At 55.8% G+C, this 19,804-nt stretch carries 11 protein-coding genes; 4 read left to right on the top strand and 7 right to left on the bottom strand.

Features of this window, described 5'->3' with window-relative positions:
- Window positions 1-200: 200 nt before the first annotated feature.
- The gene (locus Mal52_RS27140) at window positions 201-1,169 is read left to right on the top strand and encodes an HDOD domain-containing protein (RefSeq protein ID WP_145379917.1); all 969 of its coding nucleotides are present in this window, start codon (window positions 201-203) and stop codon (window positions 1,167-1,169) included.
- A 167-nt stretch (window positions 1,170-1,336) separates the two neighbouring features.
- Here Mal52_RS27140 and Mal52_RS27135 read toward each other — a convergent pair whose 3' ends face one another.
- Window positions 1,337-2,752: an aldehyde dehydrogenase family protein gene (locus Mal52_RS27135; protein WP_145379915.1), complete on the bottom strand. Its 1,416-nt coding sequence runs from the start codon at window positions 2,750-2,752 to the stop codon at window positions 1,337-1,339.
- 238 nt (window positions 2,753-2,990) lie between these two features.
- On the opposite strand from Mal52_RS27135, the gene Mal52_RS27130 reads away from it, so the two are divergent.
- The gene (locus Mal52_RS27130; protein WP_145379913.1) at window positions 2,991-4,283 is read left to right on the top strand and encodes a PQQ-binding-like beta-propeller repeat protein; all 1,293 of its coding nucleotides are present in this window, start codon (window positions 2,991-2,993) and stop codon (window positions 4,281-4,283) included.
- 105 nt (window positions 4,284-4,388) lie between these two features.
- Window positions 4,389-5,060, top strand: coding sequence for a DUF4328 domain-containing protein (locus Mal52_RS27125; protein WP_145379912.1), 672 nt, complete (start codon window positions 4,389-4,391; stop codon window positions 5,058-5,060).
- 65 nt (window positions 5,061-5,125) lie between these two features.
- Here Mal52_RS27125 and Mal52_RS27120 read toward each other — a convergent pair whose 3' ends face one another.
- The 4 genes from Mal52_RS27120 to rfbA form a co-directional block, all read right to left on the bottom strand.
- Window positions 5,126-5,446 carry a Rieske (2Fe-2S) protein gene (locus tag Mal52_RS27120; protein WP_145379910.1) on the bottom strand — a complete coding sequence of 107 codons (321 nt, stop codon included), beginning with the start codon at window positions 5,444-5,446 and terminating at the stop codon, window positions 5,126-5,128.
- A 208-nt stretch (window positions 5,447-5,654) separates the two neighbouring features.
- On the bottom strand, window positions 5,655-10,748 hold the full coding sequence (locus Mal52_RS30030; RefSeq protein WP_197534494.1) for a hypothetical protein: 5,094 nt from the start codon (window positions 10,746-10,748) through the stop codon (window positions 5,655-5,657).
- 406 nt (window positions 10,749-11,154) lie between these two features.
- A complete protein-coding gene (locus tag Mal52_RS27110; protein ID WP_145379908.1) occupies window positions 11,155-12,420 on the bottom strand; it encodes a peptidylprolyl isomerase in 1,266 nt (421 codons plus the stop codon).
- A gap of 569 nt (window positions 12,421-12,989) precedes the next feature.
- Window positions 12,990-13,916 (bottom strand): glucose-1-phosphate thymidylyltransferase RfbA, encoded by a 927-nt coding sequence (gene rfbA / locus Mal52_RS27105; protein ID WP_145379906.1) that lies wholly within the window; start codon window positions 13,914-13,916, stop codon window positions 12,990-12,992.
- A gap of 404 nt (window positions 13,917-14,320) precedes the next feature.
- Between rfbA and Mal52_RS27100 the strand changes: the two genes are divergently transcribed.
- Window positions 14,321-15,367, top strand: coding sequence for a glycosyltransferase family 2 protein (locus Mal52_RS27100; protein WP_197534493.1), 1,047 nt, complete (start codon window positions 14,321-14,323; stop codon window positions 15,365-15,367).
- An 18-nt stretch (window positions 15,368-15,385) separates the two neighbouring features.
- On the opposite strand, the gene Mal52_RS27095 is transcribed toward Mal52_RS27100, so the two are convergent.
- On the bottom strand, window positions 15,386-17,896 hold the full coding sequence (locus Mal52_RS27095; protein ID WP_145379902.1) for a vWA domain-containing protein: 2,511 nt from the start codon (window positions 17,894-17,896) through the stop codon (window positions 15,386-15,388).
- 133 nt (window positions 17,897-18,029) lie between these two features.
- Window positions 18,030-19,517, bottom strand: coding sequence for a Gfo/Idh/MocA family protein (locus tag Mal52_RS27090; RefSeq protein WP_145379900.1), 1,488 nt, complete (start codon window positions 19,515-19,517; stop codon window positions 18,030-18,032).
- Between the last annotated feature and the right edge of the window lie 287 nt (window positions 19,518-19,804).

The following is a 19,804-nucleotide window of genomic DNA, read 5'->3' as shown; positions in this document are numbered from 1 at the left end:
GTCGATTATGTGCCCGCTCAGACAATGCGAGAAAGTCGAACGCGTCACACTCTGGGTGGGGGTTATAGCGGTGGTATTTGATGGGTGAGTTGGCAACCCGAAAAGCGACGGGTGGCGGCTTGCCCCCGTCGGTGGGCAAGCTATGTTTTTGACACACTCCGTGTCATTTTCAAAAAATATGCCTGCAAACGAGTCTTGCGATGATCGCCCCCACCCCGAATCGTGCCATCGATGGCTTTTTGGACCGCATGGATCAGTTGCACTCCGCCCCGCAAGTGGCGCAGAAGATCCTGCTACTCACCCGCGACTCCGACTTTGACGTCCGCACCGTCGCCCAGTGCATCGAGAGCGACCCGGCGTTGTCGGCGAAGATCCTTCGCGTGGCCAATTCGTCGCGGTACGGCTTACGGCACAAAGTCACCAGCGTGCGTCAAGCAGTGGCCTTCATCGGGCAGCGGTCGTTGCGATTGATTGCCTTAACCTTTGGATTGGTGGAGAGCATGACCCGCGGCGCGCGGGGCAAACAATATTCAGAATTCTGGCGCCGCTCGCTCACGATCGCGACGGTGGCGGCCGAATTGGCGAAACTGAAAAAAGAACTCAACGCCGACGAAGCCTATTCCGCCGGGCTGCTGGCCGACATGGGCGAATTGATTTTTGCACAACTGGAACCGGAACGATTTTTTAATATTGTCGACCAACACCCACACGGCCTTGAACTACTCAAAGCCGAACGCGAAGAGTTTGGATTTGCGCATCCGGAACTGGGCGCACGTCTGTTGCAGCGTTGGGAGTTGCCCGAAGAATTGATCGAAGCGGTCGCCTTGCATCACGTCGAGGGGGAAGAGACGGAACTGTTAACCGTTGCCGTACACGCCGGTGATTTGATGGCACATGCCTTGTGGACGCCGGATAACAAATACGTCGCTGCTTCACAGGAATTGCTGGCTGCCGAGTTCGGAATCGATCTCGATGCGTACATCGCGCTGGCTGTGACCTGCCAACGCGAGATCGATGAAAATGCCAAGATGTTCGGCATCTCCTTGGAAGGGACCATCGACTGCGAATTGCTGTTGGAAGAAGCCCGCCGCACCCACAACGAAGCCTCACTCGAAGCCGCCCTGGACCTCGATAGTCTTACGTCAGCAATTGAAGACACGTCGGTGTAGGTAAGAGGCGTGAGGCGTGAGGAGACAGGCTTGAGGTGACAAGTTGTGCGCGGGTCTCCCGACCCCGCACCCATCACGTTGTGCGCGGGTCTCCGACCCCGCACAGTCCCGACCGCAGGTCTCCCAACCCAGGCACGTCCCCCTACCTCAAGCCTCACCCCTCAAGCCTATTTAAGATGCATGACAACCATCTTCTCCTCGGTCATTTCGCGGATGGCATACTTGGGGCCTTCTTTACCGGTGCCGCTGTGCTTGAGGCCGCCGTAGGGCATTAAATCAGCGCGCCATTGTGAACCCCAGTTGATATGCAGATTGCCGCTGTCGACTTCCTGGGCGAAGCGCATGGCGCGGTCGATGTCTTGTGTGAAGATCCCGGCTGAGAGACCGAATTCGGTGTGATTGGCCAGTGAAATCGCTTCGTTGATATCATCAAAAACGGTCAAGGCGACTGCTGGTCCGAACAACTCTTCGCAACTGATTCGCATCTCGGGGGCGACGTCCGCCAGAATAGCCGGTTCACAGACGGATCCGTTCCGCTCGCCGCCGGTGACAAGCCGCGCACCGCTTTCGACAGCTTGCCGAATCCATTTCTCGACCCGCTCCGCATCTGCCTCGCGCACCAAGGGGCCGACATTAGTTCCTGCTTGGAGTTGATCGCCGGCCGACAGTGCTTCGACGCTCGGCTGGAGTGCATCGAGAAAGTCGCCATGGATTTTGCTGGACGTGAGAATGCGCTGCGCGGAGATACAGGTCTGGCCAGCGTTGGCGTAGCCGTTGGATGTGATGGCTTTGACGGCGGTTTCGATGTCGGCATCGTCCATGATGATCACCGGCGAGTTACTGCCCAGTTCCATGGTGACTTTTTTCATGCCCGCCATGCGGCAGATGTTTTCTCCGACCGGAAAACTGCCGGTGAAGCTGATCTTGCGCACGCGCGAATCTTCGCAGATCGCCTGGCCCAATTCGCTGCCCGGCCCGGTGATGCAGGCGATCGCTTCGGGAGGCAGACCCGCTTCGAGCATGATCTCGGTCAGTTTGAGTGCTGATAATGGTGTGTCGGAAGCGGGTTTAATCAATACCGCATTCCCGCCGGCGATGGCAGGCCCGATTTTGTGGCAGACGAGATTGCAGGGAAAATTGAACGGCGTAATGGCGGCGACGATTCCGCAAGGGACCCGCAATGTGAAACCGAGTTTTCCGGCGGCGCCCGGCGCGGCATCGAGCGGCACCATCTCTCCGGTAATACGTCGGGCTTCCTCGGCGGAGACTTCGATGACTTCCCGCGCCCGCGAAGCTTCCAGGTTTCCTTCGGCCAGGATTTTCCCTTCTTCGGTGCTGATCAGTCGGCCTAGTTCTTCTTCGCGACGTTCCATGATGGCGGCGGCCTTGCGGAGGATCTGGCAGCGGTCCCAAGCGGACATCTTCTTCATGATCCGCGCCCCTTCGGCCAGCGTAGCCAATGCCGCATCGACATCGGCGGCTGTGCCGCGGGGAACCGTATCGATCACTTCGCCGTTGAATGGGTTGACGACATCGATCGTGTCGGATTTGTCTTGCCATTGCCCGCTAAAAAACATCTGCATGGGAGCGTCTCCCCGAATGAGGTGTGTTGGGTTTGCTGATAGATTGCACCGGCTGTTAGCTTATCGCTGAGGTGGTGCGGGGGAAAGTCGAAGGGGAATTCTGGAATGTCCCCTCACCAAATTGAGAGCTGCGGGGTCGTCGCGTTCGCATCGATTGACCTGCGCCGTTCCAGTCGCCAAACTGGAAGCAAGCCACAAACCTATTTCACTCCAGGCGTTGATTGAAGGTGTCATCGGTATGCGTATTTTTTCTCTGATTTCCACCGCGACAATTTGCTGGGTCCTTTCCGTAGCACTCCCAAGTGCCCAGGCTGAGAATTGGCCCCAATGGCGCGGTCCCAAACTGGACAATATCTCCCACGAAACCGATTTGCCCATCTCGTGGAGCAGTACAGAAAACGTCGCCTGGAAAATTCCAATGCCTGGACCGGGCGGGGCGTCGCCGGTTGTGTGGGACGACCGAATTTTTGTCACGGCCGCTGCCGGCGATGATTTGTTGCTGATGTGCATCAACACCGATGGCAAAGAGTTGTGGCGCAAAGTCGTCGGTCAAGGGAACAAGACCGCCCGTACTGACGAAGGGAACTCCGCATCCCCCTCGCCTTGCACCGATGGCAAGCATGTCTGGTCCTACATGGGCAATGGCGCGATCGGTTGCTACGACTTCGACGGCAACGAGATTTGGAATTTCAACATGCAGGACCGTTATGGTCGCTTCGATATTCAATTCGGGATGACGTCGACGCCGGTGTTGGATGGCGATCGGTTGTATTTTCAATTGATCCACGGCGATGGCGACGCAGCGACTCAGGAAGCGCTGGTGGTCTGTTTGGATAAGCTCACCGGCAAAGAAATCTGGAAGCAGCCCCGGCCGAGTGAGGCGGTTGCGGAAAACGAACATGCCTATGCCTCGCCGACGATCTACCGCGACGATGAACGGGAATTTTTGCTGACCCATGGCGCCGATTTGATCGTGGCCCACGATTTGGACACGGGCAAGGAGATTTGGCGCAGCGGCGGCTTGAATCCGCCGGACCGTTACGACCGCACGTTGCGGCTGGTGGCTTCGCCGACGACGGCTGAGGGAATCATCGTCGCTCCGTCCGCCAAGCGTAGCCCGCTACTAGCTCTGCGTCCCGATGGCACGGGAGACATCACCGATTCCAAGACGTATCGTTTGTGGCAGCACGAGAAGACGCCTGATGTGCCAACGCCGGTGGTCTATGACGGGATTGTTTATTTGTGCATGGAAAACGGAAACTTGACGACGCTGGATGCCAAGACGGGCGAGACGTTTTACAAGCAAAAGCGGACACACCGGCAACGCCACCGAGCCTCGCCGATCTACGCCGACGGTCACATCTACCTGACCGCTCGCGACGGTCGCATTACGGTCGTCAAAGCAGGGCCGGAATTTGAAGTGGTGTCCGTGAACGAAATGAAAGATTCCCTAGCCGCCTCGCCAGCGATTTCCAACGGCACGATTTATTTGCGAACGTTCGATAATTTGTGGGCGATTCGGAAGGAATAGCTGTGTGGGAGACTGCCGGTTCGAGGGATCCCTAAGTCGCGGGCCAATCAAGTTGTCTGTTACGATTCGTAATACAAACTCTCTAGTGCTTGCGGAGTCGATTTGATGGCCGATCCCACGGGTTTTCGCGACACGTCCACGTTGTCTTTAGTTCTCAAATGCTTTCTGGGCCTCTACTGTGCCTTCTCGTTGGTTGGACTTTGGTCCGATTGGCTAGAAGTTCAGATGATACAAAGAATGGTTGATGGAGCAATCGTTGCCGAGGGAGAAGCCGATGCAAACGATGAGCGCCAATTGATGATTTTTGGCGCAGCGATTGTCGTGTACTTGATGACAGCGATCCTGTTTTTACGTTGGACCTATGTTTCCAGTCGGAACGCACGGTCGTTGGTGGATGATAAACTCGAATACTCTCCCGGTTGGGCGGTCGGCTGGTTTTTTGTGCCGATAGCCAATTTTTGGAAGCCGTATCAGGTGATGATCGAAATCTTCAAGGCCTCGAATCCCAATATGGATGACGACTGGGAGGAGGCTTCCTCACCAGCGGCCACATCGCGCTGGTGGACGATGTGGGTGATTGCAATCATTATCGGGAGAGTGTCATCGCGTATGTCGATGCGGGCAAAAACGCTTGATGATTTCCTGGCATCAAGCCAAGTCTCGCTTGTCGTCGATGTGGTCAGCTTGATCTTGGGGATCGCCGCAATTTCGCTCGTAACGACCTTACAGACATGGCAAACCGAGAAATATGAGCGTATTTCGGCAGCCACAGTCTAGCGACCAGTCATTCATCGATTCTCGACGAGAATCGAATTGGAAATAGCTCTGAGGCTATCCCGTTCCTACTCCACCGGCACCGCTACCTGAATCTCCTCGCCGACGACCCGTACCTCGAAACATTTTTGTCCGATGGCTGATTTGGGGTTGTCCAGCCAGGTCCCTTCTTTGACGCAGAATCGCCAGGCATGCCAGGGGCAATAGACGGCGCCGTTTTCGACGTTGCCGGACGCTAGGGAGGCGCCCATGTGCGAACAAATGTCGTCGATGGCTGAGTATTCGCCGTCCAGCAAAAAGACGGCCACCATGCGGCCTTCGATGGGGAATGATCGGCCTTCCCCCTCGGGGATCTCTCCCACCCGTGCGACCGTGTAAAACTCCGCCATGTAAACCGTTCCCCAAATACGGATATGAAACCAACTGATTCCATCATAACGGCTGGCGGCAATTCGCCAAGTACCACTCCGTTCAAGATGCGGCGGGAATACCTGGCTGATGGATGCCTGTTGAGTGAGCGCATAAAAAAACCGCCGGTGGTCTTTTCAGGCCACCGGCGGAGTCAATTTTTACACGGTTACTAGGAAGTGCCGTTGATTAAAGCGGCACGCCGAGCAACTCTTCCTCTTCTTCCTGAATAATGATCCGCGGTGTGACCATCAGCATCAGGCTTTCGGTTTCACGTCCGACACCACTGTTCTTGAACAAGCGACTGATATAAGGAATCTTGTTCAAGATCGGGACACCGGCCATGTTCCGTCCTTCCCGGAGCCGCTTAATGCCGCCCAAGAGAACAGTACCACCGTCCGGCACACTCACCGTTGTGACGACCTGGACGATTTCGACGACCGGTTGTTGAACCGTAATCGATCCACCCGCCGCCGCACCGGATGTTCCCGCAGTACCCGTCGTACCGGCTGTTCCACCGGAACCACCAATACCGCCGGTTCCACCGCCGACACCACCGGCACCGCCGAGTCCGCCAGCTGCTCCACCGCCGAGGCCACCGGCACCGCCGAGACCACCGCCGACGCCACCACCGGCACCACCGACTCCACCGCCACCGATTCCGCCACCAGTGACTCCACCGGCTCCGCCGCCGACTCCACCGGCTGTACCGCCAGCACCACCGGCAATACCACCTCCACCGGAGACGAATGAGAAGGTGAAGACGTCAGTCACGTTCGAGAACTGAGGAATCACTGTGAGTCGCACATAACGACGGTCGGCGGAAATCACCGCTTGGACCTGCATCTGCACACCGTCAGCGATCGTCTGAATGACCGGCTGGAAGCCGACCGAGAAGAATCCGACGACCGGAATCAAACTCGTGACGAACGGACGTTGCACTTGGCTAGTCACAGTGGCCGTTTGGCCGTTGAACAATGTGACTTTCGGGGCAAACATAATATTGCTCCGCTCGTCACCCGTTGCGGCATTGATGAAGAAGAAGGTTTCAATGTCGCTCAGAATCGCGATACCCATGTTGATACCGGCTTCAGCTTGGAAGTTTCCAAAGTCCGGGACACCGATGTCGAACGAACCTTGACGGAAGGGAACGTCTAAGTCAGGTGAGAAGGCACCACCGTTGGCGTTACTGTAACCCACGATCGAGCCGTACTTGGGATAGTTGTCCAAGTCGGGCAACTGTCGCAGCGGAGGATCACTAAAGAATCCTGTGCTGCCTGCCGTTCCTGTCGTCCCTGTGGTTCCCGTGGTACCAGTCGTTCCAGTCGTCCCCGTGGTACCAGTCGTACCCGTGGTCCCCGTCGTTCCACCCGTCGTTCCACTTTGCAGTGTCACGTTGGGATAGGTTCCGTTGGGAGGAGTCGTTGCACCCCAGCCACCAACAGGTGGGTTCGGTCCACCGACGTTGTCCTGCACGTCGAAGTCGAAGTCGATACCGATCCGTTCGAAGAACCGGTCCGACACGGCGACAAACCGGACTTCAATGGTAACTTGCAAGTCTTGCAGACGACGCAACTGGTCCAGCAACTCGGCGATTTCTTCGTGAACCTGTTGGGTTTGGCGAATGACCAAACTCAGGGTCGTTTCGAATTCGCTAATCGTTCCCGGGCCGCCGATTTCTTCCCAAGTGTCGGGGGAAACCGTCGTCGTGATCAAGTCGATTAAAGAGTCAAAGTCCGCACCCGATCCACCACCAAGTTGGGGGCTACGTGCGCCCGGCAATCCAGGAATCCCGCCAAAGGGCGCCTGTCCACCGGCTGCAGGGACATCGAAGAATTTCTGACCACCGCTCACATTCATTGGGCTTGAGCCATCGTAGTCTAACCCGGCGTTGAAGGCGGGATTACTCGTGCTGGCTGCAGGGCCCATCATCGTGGAAGGCGTTCCGAAATTCGGAATCGGGACAACCAAGTCCGCTACGCTGTAGGTGACCGCCATCACTTCGCCTTGGCGGCGAATGTCGCTGGTGATCTGCAGCACTTCGTTCTTGATCATGTAACCCAAGTGGCGGTGTTCCAGCAACAAATTCAAGGCACTCTTGAGTTGGATGCCGTCGACGTTGATCGTCACCGGGGTATTGGTCGTCACGCCTTCGTCTTCCAGACCTTCGTCATCGATCCACAAGTTCACGTCGGCCAAGCTGCCGAGATGGTTGAGGACGTTGGCCAGAGGCTCGTTGTCGAAGTGCAGTGAGACGGGACGTTCCAGGTTACGTTCGATCCGCTCTTCCGCTTCGGTCCGTCGGCGGTTGTCGCCGGCGTATTTTTTGCGACGAGCGGTCATTTCAAACCATTCCTTAGGTGCCGGCATTGCATAGTCGCCGGTAAAGGGAATGGAGGCTTCGTCGACTTCGTGCAACGCATTCAAGAAACCCTCTTCCTTGAGTGCACGAGTATTCTCGCTACGTGTGATGTTTCGCAAGAATCTCGACTTTAAGATCATCACCTCAGCTTCGGGCGACTCAGGGCTGAGTGCTTTGGCTTGTTTGGCGATGACTTCCGCTTCGGCGTAACGTTGTTCCTTAACCAACTGATTGAACTCGTCCACCTTGTCGGCGAAGTCTTGTTCGATGCGGATAGCAATTTCCACATCACGCTTGATGTCGTCGCGGACTTCCGCATTGTGGTTTTGTTGAGCGATCACCGGAGCGTGTTGCACCTGATACGATTTGATGCTTTCACGTTTCCGATTGATGCGGCGAATCATCGGTTGCAGCATATCACGCGGCAAATCCGAATTCTCAACCTTGGTCAAAGTTTCACCCAACAGTTGCAACGCTTTTTCGGGTTCGGACGTTTTCAGGCGTTCGGCCCGGAAGCCAGCGTTCATCACATCATTACGAAGTTTCGAATAGGCGACTTTGCGTTCGTTGTCGACCGTGGGCAGCAACGAACCACCATTGTCACCAGTTTGCGGGGTGGCCAACTCGCCCTCTTCGGCGAGGTATTGGACTTGCCGCAATTTGTTGTCGCGTCGCGGACGCAATTCCTGCAGGTAGTCCTGCAGTTGTTGTGCACGTCGCGGGCTCAGGCGGTCACCGGTATGGTGAGCCTGCAGGAAGTACTGATAAGCCTGGTTACGGTTACCGCTACGCAGTTCGCTTTCGCCGGCATTGAACAAATCCAATCCCGATTTTTCCGACTGCGTGAGCGACGGGCTGTTGTCGCTCTCTTCGTCGAAGATCACGGCTGCCGGTGTACTGATTGCGGCTTCGGCTTTGGCAATCCATTTCAGAACCTGTGAAGGATCATCATCAAACGGATCGTAAGCAACGTCCAGTTTTTGGGCTTCCATCGCTTTAGCGCGGGCCGCGTCATACCGACCTTTGTCGGCGAGATTGCGGGCCTCGTTCAGCAATTGGGTGGCCAATGCCTTGTCGTCCGTCGTGCTTTCCTCGACCTGAAACGCAATTTCTGCGTCGTCAGCGTTCTCCACTTGACCCTTGTCCCGGTCGCCACTGGCGGCTTGGATTTCGGTATCACGTTGAGCATAGCGTTGGGCTTGTTTGCCGGAGTTGGTGAAATAGTCGATGTCCGCCAAGACTTTCTCGGGGCTGTCGTCCATGACTCCAAACTTGACCCCCAGTTGGGCGGCCATCTTTGCCTTTTCTTGGGCGCTGTCGACGTCTTTCGCCTTCAGGTCCAGTCTGGCTTGGTTCAGCAATTTCAAGGCTTGCCGCTTATCGGCGTTTAGATCGGTTTTCACCGGATCAGCAGCCGGTTCGGCAAACGGATTGGCCGGTTCTTCGTCGAAGAGGTTATCGTTTGCCGCGATGTTGGACATCCGTTCTTGCCGGGCGATGTCCGCGAGGACCAGCCGGGGTTGATCGTCGAACACATCATAAGCGACGGGAATCTCTCGTGCTTGCACCGCTTTTTGGCGGGCGGCTTCAATGTCGCCGGCTGCCAGGTCCTTGCGGGCCTGTTTGATCAAGCTCACGGCTTGAGCTTTGGGCGAATTGGCCTGTTGAGCCGTTTCGAACGGGGTTGCTGATTTCTCAGCGGCCGAAGGAAATTGGCTGCCGGTCGAACGTTGGTAACGTCCACCTTGGACGAATTTGTTGGCTTCAGCGTTTTCCGCTTCGGCAATGTTCATACGGACCGACTTGGGCCGTTTTTCCAACAGATCGTAAGCGACATCCATGCTTTCGGCTTGGTCGACCTTTTTATAGGCCGCTTCAAAGTTTCCAGCGGCGATGTCCCGTTCGGCAGCTGCCAGCAGGCGTTGTGCCTGAATTTTAATGGCATCCGGCTTTCCGGTGGCGACCAACGCTTTTTCTTCCATGCTGTTGAGCACTTCGATAAAGGCGGTGGGTGACATTTCGCCGTCAGCGTATTGAACTTTGCCTTTGCGTTCGAGTTGTTGTGCGCTTAAGGCGTGGCGATACGCTTCGTTGAGGCGTTTCGATTCGGCCGCTTCACGCGCTTTTTGCATCAACGAATCGGCTTTGATACGCCATTCGTCATGCGGAGCTTCAGCCGGTTGGCTGCCGGCGACTTGGACGATGTCCCCGGGAACTCCGGTGGGGAATCGACGCGTCGCATGTTCTGTTCCGCCAGCTTGACGGATTTCAAAATCATTCGTGCTTTGTGCGCGAGTCACCGTATTGGTGTCATCGAAGACACTTTCATTGGCTTTGCGCTTGTAAGCCGCAATGTCTTCCAACAGCCGTTGCGGGCTGTCTTCCAACAGTCCAAAGCGGACTTTGATGTTGGCGGCTTGCAGTGCCGTTTTTTCGGCGGCGGCAACATTACCGCGTTCGAATTCATGGCGGGCATTGGCCAACCATTTCTTGACGGCTGCCTTGCGATCAGCTGATCCAAGACCTTGCGCCGCGACGGCGAACGGATTGGACGGTTCGGGCGATTGGCCACGAGCCGTGATCCGGCGAGCCGTTCTCCCACGAGGCAGTGCTTTCAGTTTGCGTTCGGCGCGTGACAAATATTGTTCGAGTTGCGCCCGTTCTTCCTTGGCGAGATTTCCGGGAGCGTATGTCGCAGCTCGGAAAGACCGAACCGCATCTTCATAACGTCCCTTGGCGTACAATTCTTTGCCGAGTCGCAACAAAGCTCGTGACGACCGCTCGCGAGAAGCGGCTGTCGAATCGTTCTTCTGTGATGCAGAACGCTTCGAGTTTGTCTCAGCGGCAAAACCTTGATGCCCACACCACAACGATGCAGTGATGAGGCTACCACAGGCGAATAATCCTAGTGCCTTACCCAACGTACCTACCTCCTTAAAGGTCCTAACAGCTTCCATGACCTAAATTAACCAAACGTGGGAGTGAACTCGCCGCCTGAGCCCGACACCATTGCAATGTCGCGCGCCGTGCGGCGAAATCACTCGAATGCGATAGTTCTCTAGCCAGACGTTGATCCCGGGCAGGGAGTGGATCCGGAGACGAACGTATCGCCGCCGGGGCCGCAGCCCGATCACGCCTGTGCTAACAAACGAGTGTGTGAATTGTGGAGAGAGTGTAGAAGTGCGGGCTAAATACCGGAAACCCGACATACCGGTCAAGACCGGTCAGATGAAATTTGAAGTGTTTCTCGTGCTTTTCGAAAGACCGGTTCAAGTTGAAAACAACTCCGGCAATTTCTGCCGAACCGACCGTTTCTATCTGTCGTTGTTATTGCAGTAATGCCGTATCGCCAAAGTCGTATTTCGGTTCGATCACGGCTGTCTTTTTGAGTTCGTCAACAAGTTTGGCCGCCGCCTCTTGGTATTGGCTTTGGCGCAATTCCAATTTGATTTTTTCATGCACGTCCTCGAACGGCACATAACCCGGATCGATCCGTTCAACGACCTGAACAATATGATAACTGTCATCTGATTTGATCACGTCACTGACCGTGCCAGGGCGGATTTGAAACAGAATGGCTTCCAGGTTTTCATCTACAAGACTGCCCATCTCGGTCCAGTCCCACATACCGCCGTTCAGCGCAGTCGGTCCGTCGGAGTGCTCTTCAGCCAGTTCTGAAAAATCAGCACCGTTGATGAGCAACTGTTCGATCTTCGCGATGTCCTGCCGCGCGACTGGTTCGCCACCACGTTCCTTGAAGCCGATTTTGATCTGCCGCCATTTGACTTTGCCTTCGACCGCATATTCTTCTTTGTGTTCTTGATAGTAGTCAAACAATTCACGGCGGCTGAACTTCGGTGGTGTCCCGGCATTTTGCGAGACGTACAACTGAGCCATTTGGTTTTCATAGAAAGCCTGTTGCATCCGCTGCATCGTCACGCCTTCTTTGGCCATGGCCACCTCCAGTTCACCGCGACTGGTGATGCCCAATTCCTTCTTCTTCTTTTCCAAGCTGTCTTCGAAGGCTTGTTTCATGCCTTGGTCCAAAAGCTCTTTTTGTTCCTCCGTCAGGCTCTTCAGCAATGCCGACGACAACAGCTTGCTCTGGACGTGCATGGGAAGACTGCGACGGAGAAATTCAGCGCGAGCAGCACGCAGTTCTGGTTGTGCTTCTTCAATTTGAGCAGCGGTCATACGTTGTTTCGTTTTTGCGACGCGTCTCTCGAATTCCAGCAAGACGTCCTCGGCAAAGATCGGTTCGCCGTTGACCAATACCAGAGTTCCCGTCGCAGTGCCGAGATCGCGGTCTGCATTCGTCGATGCGGGACCAATTCGGGAATTGGTGACGCGCGTCACACCCTTTTCATTGAGCTGCAAGTCATCATACGCGGGAATCTCGTCCGCCACATTGGCCAACGGCTTTTCGTCGCGCGCTGCCAATTGCGGGGCTGACTTAGAAGTGTCCCTGGTCGGCCGATTGTCAAATGACAAACGGGGCGGCGGTTCGGGGGCAACCGGATTGTCGACCTTGGCAATCTTGTTGCAACCCGTGGTGATGACCAACGCAGCCACGAGGGTGAGTGTTTGTTTCATTATTGCGAAACCAGTGCTGGGGCGAGCCGAAACATCGGCGCAGCCGCAAATGGGAAATGTCAGTGAGAAATGGTGTGAACACGCATCGTAATTGAGATAACACGATGCGATTCGGAAATGAGGGGAGGATGGAAAATCAGCGGCGGATTATAGAGGCGATTCTCCGAAACGGTCAATTCGGATATCGCTCTCTGCGACTGATAATGCGCTGCGATCGAAAAAAGATCGAATCTCAAAAATGATCGGACCGCTAGCGACTGTCATCTCTTAATTGGTGACGCTCATCTTAAATTTGCATGCAGACGGATCTTCATCGCCGACCTTCGTAGCTTATGTACCACGAGATGCCCTCAATGGGGCAGAGACGTAAGGGTGGCTGGGGACGGACAAAGTCCGCCCCCAGTTTATAAGACACAGGAATGCCAAACGCCCTGGGAACGAGCGAATGCTCGTCCTCAACCACCCAGAACCTGTGCTTTATCGTTACTCAGTGCCGTAGGCTTTGTCCTAGGGACTGAGCTGAATAGATGTCGCGCAACACGAACAAGGTCCGCGTAGAGACGCGATGTTTAACTGTTCTCGCGGCGAACGCGACTATCGTGGTCTTCGATCAACGGCGACGATTCTCCGTCGGCGATTTCCTGCAGATATTCTCCGTACGTATTCTTTTTCAGCGGCTCGGCTAACGCGCGGAGTTGATCAGCATCAATGAACCCCATACGAAACGCGATTTCTTCCGGGCAAGAGATTTTTAAACCTTGCCGTTGCTCGACCGCTTCGATGAATGAGGCCGCTTGCAGCAGCGATGCGGGGGTTCCCGTATCCAACCAGGCACTACCGCGTCCTAAGAGTTCAATCCGCAGCTCGCCATCGTTCAAATAGCGGCGGTTCACATCCGTGATTTCGAGCTCGCCACGAGCAGAGGGCTTCAGGTTTTTGGCGATTTCGATCACACGATTGTCATAGAAGTACAGACCTGTGACCGCGTAATTCGATTTGGGATGGGCTGGTTTTTCTTCAATATCGATCGCCCGGCCTTCGGCGTCGAAATTGACGACACCGTAGCGCTGTGGGTCCCGGACATAATAGGCGAATACGGTCGCACCGGCTGAGGATTTCCCTGCATTCTCCAATGCGAATTGCAGGTCGTGTCCGTAAAAAATATTGTCGCCCAGAATCAGGCAAACCGGGTCGTCGCCAATGAATTCCTCGCCCAGGATAAACGCCTGCGCAAGGCCGGCCGGAGTCGGCTGTACGACAAAACTGAGCCGCATGCCCCATTGCGAGCCATCCCCCAACAGCGTTTGAAAGAGCGGCAGATCCTCGGGCGTGCTGATAATCAACACATCGCGAATTCCCGCTAGCATCAAGGTGCTCAGCGGATAATAGACCATCGGTTTGTCGTAGACCGGTAGCAGTTGTTTATTGATGACACGTGTGACCGGGTGCAACCGGGTTCCCGCACCACCGGCGAGAACGATTCCTTTTAAAGGCATGGCCCATTCCTTTTGAGATGATTTGCGGAGGTTCCGCGTTGTTTAACTGGTAGGATCTTCGCCGTTGGAGATGAATAGAATCCGAATGTTCGACGGCCAACTCTATCAACCGTGATTTGACGTGTAAACCAGCCTGGTTTTTGTGAACAAAAGATGAATCTCGCCATTTCAAACAGTTGTTGCCAAGACCGCCGCAGTTTTGAGACACCGTTTTGACGTAACAACTGAGTAGCAAAGTCGTATTGCCCAATTTGGCGGGGATGAGTACCCTTCGCCACGCAATGACGGGATGCCAATGTTCGTGCAGTCAGCACAGAGCGAAATGCCTCGCGCCATTGACTAAAAAACCCGAGACCCCCAATCCACGCCGCCGAGGCGGTATTGATACGGGAAAGCATGCGATAGTGTTAGACACCCAGAGCTGCCACGAAATCGAGTCAAGTTCGCAAACGTCCCTGGTCTGCGCCGGGCCGCCGGTGACGATCGTCCTGGCCGCTTACAACGGCCAAGATTACATCCGCGAACAAATCGAAAGCCTGCAACAACAAACCTATACCAATTGGACTTTGCTGGTTCGGGACGATAGTTCCAGCGACCGCACCGTCGACATTGTCCGAGAGTTAGCGAACAACGACCATCGTATTACGCTACTCAACGACGCGCAGGGCTGGCTGGGAACCACACAGAATTTCGGCACATTGCTGGAAGCGGCTTATGACGCCGGCGCCCCCTATGTCCTCTTCGCCGATCAGGATGACGTTTGGCATCCCGAAAAAATCGCACGACAGATGGAACTGATTCTCTGCGCGGAAGACGAAGATGGTCGCGATGTCCCGCAACTGGTCCATTCCGACTTGGCGGTCGTGGATGAAGACCTGCGGTTAATTCACGACTCTTTTATGGGCTACGAAGGCTTGGCCCATTCGCCCCATCAACCCCTCAAGACGTTGCTGGTGCAAAATTTTGTCACCGGTTGTACGGCATTGGTCAATCGCGCATTGTTGGAACTGGCCGTGCCGATTCCTACCGATGCGGCGCTGCACGACTGGTGGCTGGCTTTGTGCGCTGCGACAACCGGCCGGATTCATTATTTACCGACTGCGACAGTCCGCTACCGACAGCACAGCAAAAATTGCGTCGGAGCACGGAGCACGCATGTGCACATCGGCCGACTGTTATCGAATTTGCCTGCGTATGTGGGACGGCAGACTGCCAACTTGACGGCTGGGATTGGCCAAGCCCGCACGTTGTTGCGGCGGTTGGAATCAACCACGAACGCCGACGACGATCGGGCGCAACTCGTGCGGCTATTTTGCCAGAAATTTGAAAGCCGCCAAGGGAAGTTCCAAAGGATTTCCCGCGTCATGAAACTTGGGATCCGCCGCCAATCGCGATTGAAGCAACTCTCCTTATTGCTCCAATTACCACTGGTCCCCGTCTTGCCGCAATGACCGCTGCACCACTGTAGTTCACGGTAAGCCGTTCAGTTTGCGGACCACCCATTCGGTCGTGACCAATGCGCAGAACAGTAGCAATAGCAACGGGTGTTGCCAGAGTGCGACTTCATCCCGATCACCGTGCGCGGCCTCAGCAGCATTGAGCAATTGCGGCAACTCGGACAAGTCATCGGGGCCGATCAACCGTCCGCCGCTGACGGTGGCAAGTTGTGATAACAGCTCCGCGTTGGCGCTTAGGTCGGTCAGTTCCTTCGTTGGCGGTTGCGAGACAAACAACGTCGCCACGAATTCTGCCGCACCCAAATCTGCTCCGTCGACTTTCAGGCGGGCCGTGTATTCCCCCGGCGGCAAGTCGACCGCCTCTCCTTCATACGCCAAGGGGCGACCGGGCGACGGGGTTAAGGGAAGTGTTTGCAAGATACGCGATTCCCCCGCGGCGACTAGTTCGGCTGTCGCTGTCAATTGCGGATAGCGTTCGAGAAATACACGATTGAATCGAGCACGCACGACTGCTGTTTCTCCTTGGGCAATATCGCTTCGCTCAAAACCAAATTTCACACTGTCCGTTCCACCCAGGCTTTGCTGACGTGCGCCCCAGCGGGCCAACTGGCCCCAAAAACGGTGGTGATACCGGTCTCCCGCGCGGTGCCGCCATCGCCATGTGCTGTCGATGCCCAACCACAAAACCTGCCCCAGGCCGTAGGTTTGTCGTGCCAGAATTGCGCGATTCTTTGAGGTTCCCGGTGGAGCGTCGGCGGGGGGAACCATGGTCGCCAAAACGCTTGCGCCTGGTTTAGCGGTACCGGTCATGCCCCAAACATGTCCGGGAAAATTACGCCAGATTTCACGATTGGCTTGGGGATCGGCGGCGAACTGCAGCATCGGTTCGCGTTCCCCTTCGGGGGTGAGCGCGAGATGAAAGCCGCGTTCGCTAGGCGACGATTGTGCAGACTTTTTAGCGAATTGCTCGATCCGCAAATCAGAAACCGGCAACAGGCGCTGCAAGGCGGGAGGAAGTTCACCGTCCGTCGCATGGTTTTTCCCTGCTAAGAGCACGAGTGTGCCGCGGCCGGCGTCGACGTAACGGTCCAAGCTTTCCCAGTCAGCGGGTGTCAGATGTGTTTGCGAGACATCGCCCACAATCACCACATCAGTTTCGGCCAGTGCGGATTTGTCCCAGGCAGCGGGATCGTCCGGCCAGTCCAATTGACGGGGGAAGAATGATGCATCCAAGACGTTGAGAAACGGCTGTTCAAAGATCACCTGCGCGACATCAACGCGGCTGTCGCGCAGAAAGGCGTTATCGATAAACCGAAATTCCCAGCGAGCTTCCTCCTCGATCAATAGCACGCGGATTGTGTCATCGACGACCGTAAGCGCGAATTCGGCCGAGTTATTGTCGTCGCGAAGTTCTTCCGGTTGTGCAGCGACGGAGAGGCTGAACGAAGACCGCCCCGCTGAATCGGCCGGCCAGTCAAATGCGACGGTTGTCGTGTCCGCTTCGACGTTGACCATTTTTCGCATTGCAGCACCGGATGCTGGTTGCAGGATGACTTCGAGGGCGCGGCCTGCAAAACCGGTCGTGGCGAGGGTTGCCGTCAGTCGCGGGGTGTCGCCTAAAAAGACGGACGTGGGAAAATCGAGATCGGTAACGGTGATGTCGACCGGTTTGCGGGGGCTGCCAATGAGCACCGGGAACAGCGGAATGTTTTCGCGGCCGAGCGCGCGGGCCGTTGCGATGGGATCGTGCGTTGAAGTATCGCGGCCGTCGGTAAGGAGTACGATTCCCGCTGTCGATGGCTGCTCAACAGAAGAAGTCCCGGCTGCGATTCCCGCCTGCAAATTTGTCACACCGACGTTCAAGCCCAACTCCTGTTCGTTGAGGTCCATGAGCGACAACGCATCCCCGTCGACGGCTACAGCCTTGTCGGCGAACAAATGGATTTGCACATCACCAATCCGTTGTAACTTGGCGAGTAACGGCGTGGTCGTTGACGTCAGTATCCGCTGAACAATTTCGCGGCGTTGCAGAGCGCCGATTTCATCCAGGAGTTGATGCAGGCTATCGCGGCGCGTTTGTGCGAGTTGCACTGCCGCTTCGCCGTCGCCGGATGCGACCCATTTCGGTTCTTGCTCATTTTCCAAAGCCTGCAGCCATTGGTCTATACGGTCGCGGTTGTGGTCATTGCCGATGGTTCCCAAGGCCCGCGCCCAGCGCAGTTTTTCCGCGTCGCTCGCCTGGGGATCGGGTGTCTGCATGCTTTGCGAGACATCGATGGCAATCAATATCCGCCGTTCAGCAGCGCGCTCGCGCACGACGGCCAGTACCGGTTGCAACAGCGCGAAGAACAGCAAGGCGATGGCGGACAGCCGTAAGGCTAACAGCGAATTCCCGATCCGCGCCGCCACCAAACGGCGTTCGTAACGGTAAAGAAAAATCACGCCGGCGGCCGCGAGTGCGGCTAGGCTCAACCACAGCCACCACAGACCCCGGCCCTGAAAAATGATGTTCGACGCTTCCACGCGTGACCTGTCGAGAACAAAGAGGATCGTTGGGTAAAACGCGTACAGTGACTCGATGAATGCAAATCCCCCGGCTTGGTCGAAACCAAACCGGGGGCATACGGGTTCGTCAGTTGTCGTTTTTCACGGCGGCTTAGAGGCTCGCTAACAGCGGGATTTCGAAGCCGGTCGTGTTGGCGTCTTTCAGCAAGGAATTGGCCGCTTCGGCATGATCGCCGGTGTGACGTTCCTTGGCACCGTCGAAGGTCAACCAGGGACCAACGGTGTATTTGTTGTCCTCGGCGGACAGTCCCACGTCTTTGCTCATGATGTCGTGCAGAGCCGTGAAGTGCTCGTAGGCATCGGTATTTTCACCGAACTTACCCGCTTTGCTGTTGAACGGAACGTCCACACCCAAGCGATACGAGTTGTTCATGATGTGGCCCAGCACGCAGCCGTAGTGGGCATCCAGGGCGTTGCCGTTGGCCATGTCCGGGTTTCCTTCGCGGACGGCGGCAATGAAGGCGCCCCAGTTGCCGCCGGGCGTGACATCACCATCCGCGACAGTCAGCACTTCGCCTTGGGTATCGCCTTTGGCAAAGTACTTCCAGTAGTCGCCCCCTTCGCGATGTTTCGCTTGCGGGTTGGGGAGAATCTTTCCGCCATCCTCGAAGTAGTACTCGTTGAGGACCTGCTTTTTGTAATTCTTATAGTTCACGTTCCGGACATTGAAGTAGACGTACTGTCCGTTGGGATATTCGGCGACGGCGAACATCGTGTTGGGGGTTTCGCCTTGGTCGTTCCATTGGAACCGGCCGCCCATGCCCATCACGCGAACGGGGTGCGTTTGATCTTCGTCGAGTGCCCAGCGGGCGACGTCCAATTGGTGCGTCCCCTGGTTGTTCATGTCACCGTTGCCGGTTTCCCAGAACCAGTGCCAGTTGTAGTGCACGAAATTGGGGTGATATTGGTCAATCTGTGCCGGGCCTTTCCACAGATCCCAATTCAAGTTCGATGGCGGTGTGGTCGGACTCTTCTGTCCAATGCCATTCCGCGGCTTACAGCAATATCCGTAGGAGATTTTCAGTTTGCCGAATTTGCCGTCCTGGATTTCTTTGACCAGTCCGGCAAGCTGTGCGTTGCTGCGACGCTGCGTGCCGTGTTGCACGACGACGCCGTATTTTTTCTGGGCTTCGACAGCGACCCGGCCTTCAGCAATGTCGTGGCTCATCGGTTTTTCAACGTAGACATGTTTGCCGTGTTGCGCCGCCCAAATCGTGATCAGCGAGTGCCAATGGTTGGGGGTGGCAACGGAGATGGCGTCGACGTTTTTATCTTCCAAGGCTTCCCGGACATCAGCGGCGCCTTTGACGTTGGTGACACCTTTTTCAGCAAGCGCTTTCAGCGTGCGATCCAAGACGTCTTGATCGGGGTCGATGACGTAAGCGACTTCGACGTTCTTTTGTCCCAGCCAACCTTGCAGGTGGCTTTTGCCGCGACCATTCAAACCGGCGACGGCGATTCGCACCCGATCATTGGCTCCATTGACCTTACCGGACGCTTGCGTGCCGGTCAGCAACAGCGAAGCGCCCGCTGCGGCGGTCGAAGTCTGTAAAAAACGTCGGCGAGTGATGATCGACATCGGAAATCCTCTGTGATTCAAAAAGAAGAATATGCGGGGGGTAGGTCACGTTATTTGGTGGACTTCATTGTAAACCGACCGAATAGGTTCTCGCAAGTTGAGCCCATTTTTCCGGCCATTGTGCAACGAGCGGTTGACTCAGCGTAGAGCAACGTGGTCGCGAAGAGACTCCGCTACAATTGTCACAAACCAACCCTCTGCGGTTGTATTCGGCACTACGATCACGATTTGAAAAACGATTGCTCATTCGCTGTGGAAACCGAAGTTTTTGTGCGAAAAATATTGGA

The sequence above is a fragment of the Symmachiella dynata genome (assembly GCF_007747995.1).
GTDB classification, from domain to species: Bacteria; Planctomycetota; Planctomycetia; order Planctomycetales; family Planctomycetaceae; genus Symmachiella; species Symmachiella dynata.
Note: the sequence above shows the minus strand (reverse complement) of the source record. Positions and strands in the feature narration are given on the sequence as shown.

Bases quoted from the DNA above. Each gene is read 5' to 3' on its own strand.
- Mal52_RS27135 (WP_145379915.1), bottom strand. From the start codon at position 2,752: ATGCAGATGTTTTTTAGCGGGCAATGGCAAGACAAATCCGACACGATC.
- Mal52_RS27140 (WP_145379917.1), top strand. From the start codon at position 201: ATGATCGCCCCCACCCCGAATCGTGCCATCGATGGCTTTTTGGACCGC.
- rfbA (WP_145379906.1), bottom strand. From the start codon at position 13,916: ATGCCTTTAAAAGGAATCGTTCTCGCCGGTGGTGCGGGAACCCGGTTG.
- Mal52_RS27130 (WP_145379913.1), top strand. From the start codon at position 2,991: ATGCGTATTTTTTCTCTGATTTCCACCGCGACAATTTGCTGGGTCCTT.
- Mal52_RS27090 (WP_145379900.1), bottom strand. From the start codon at position 19,517: ATGTCGATCATCACTCGCCGACGTTTTTTACAGACTTCGACCGCCGCA.
- Mal52_RS27110 (WP_145379908.1), bottom strand. From the start codon at position 12,420: ATGAAACAAACACTCACCCTCGTGGCTGCGTTGGTCATCACCACGGGT.
- Mal52_RS27120 (WP_145379910.1), bottom strand. From the start codon at position 5,446: ATGGCGGAGTTTTACACGGTCGCACGGGTGGGAGAGATCCCCGAGGGG.
- Mal52_RS27125 (WP_145379912.1), top strand. From the start codon at position 4,389: ATGGCCGATCCCACGGGTTTTCGCGACACGTCCACGTTGTCTTTAGTT.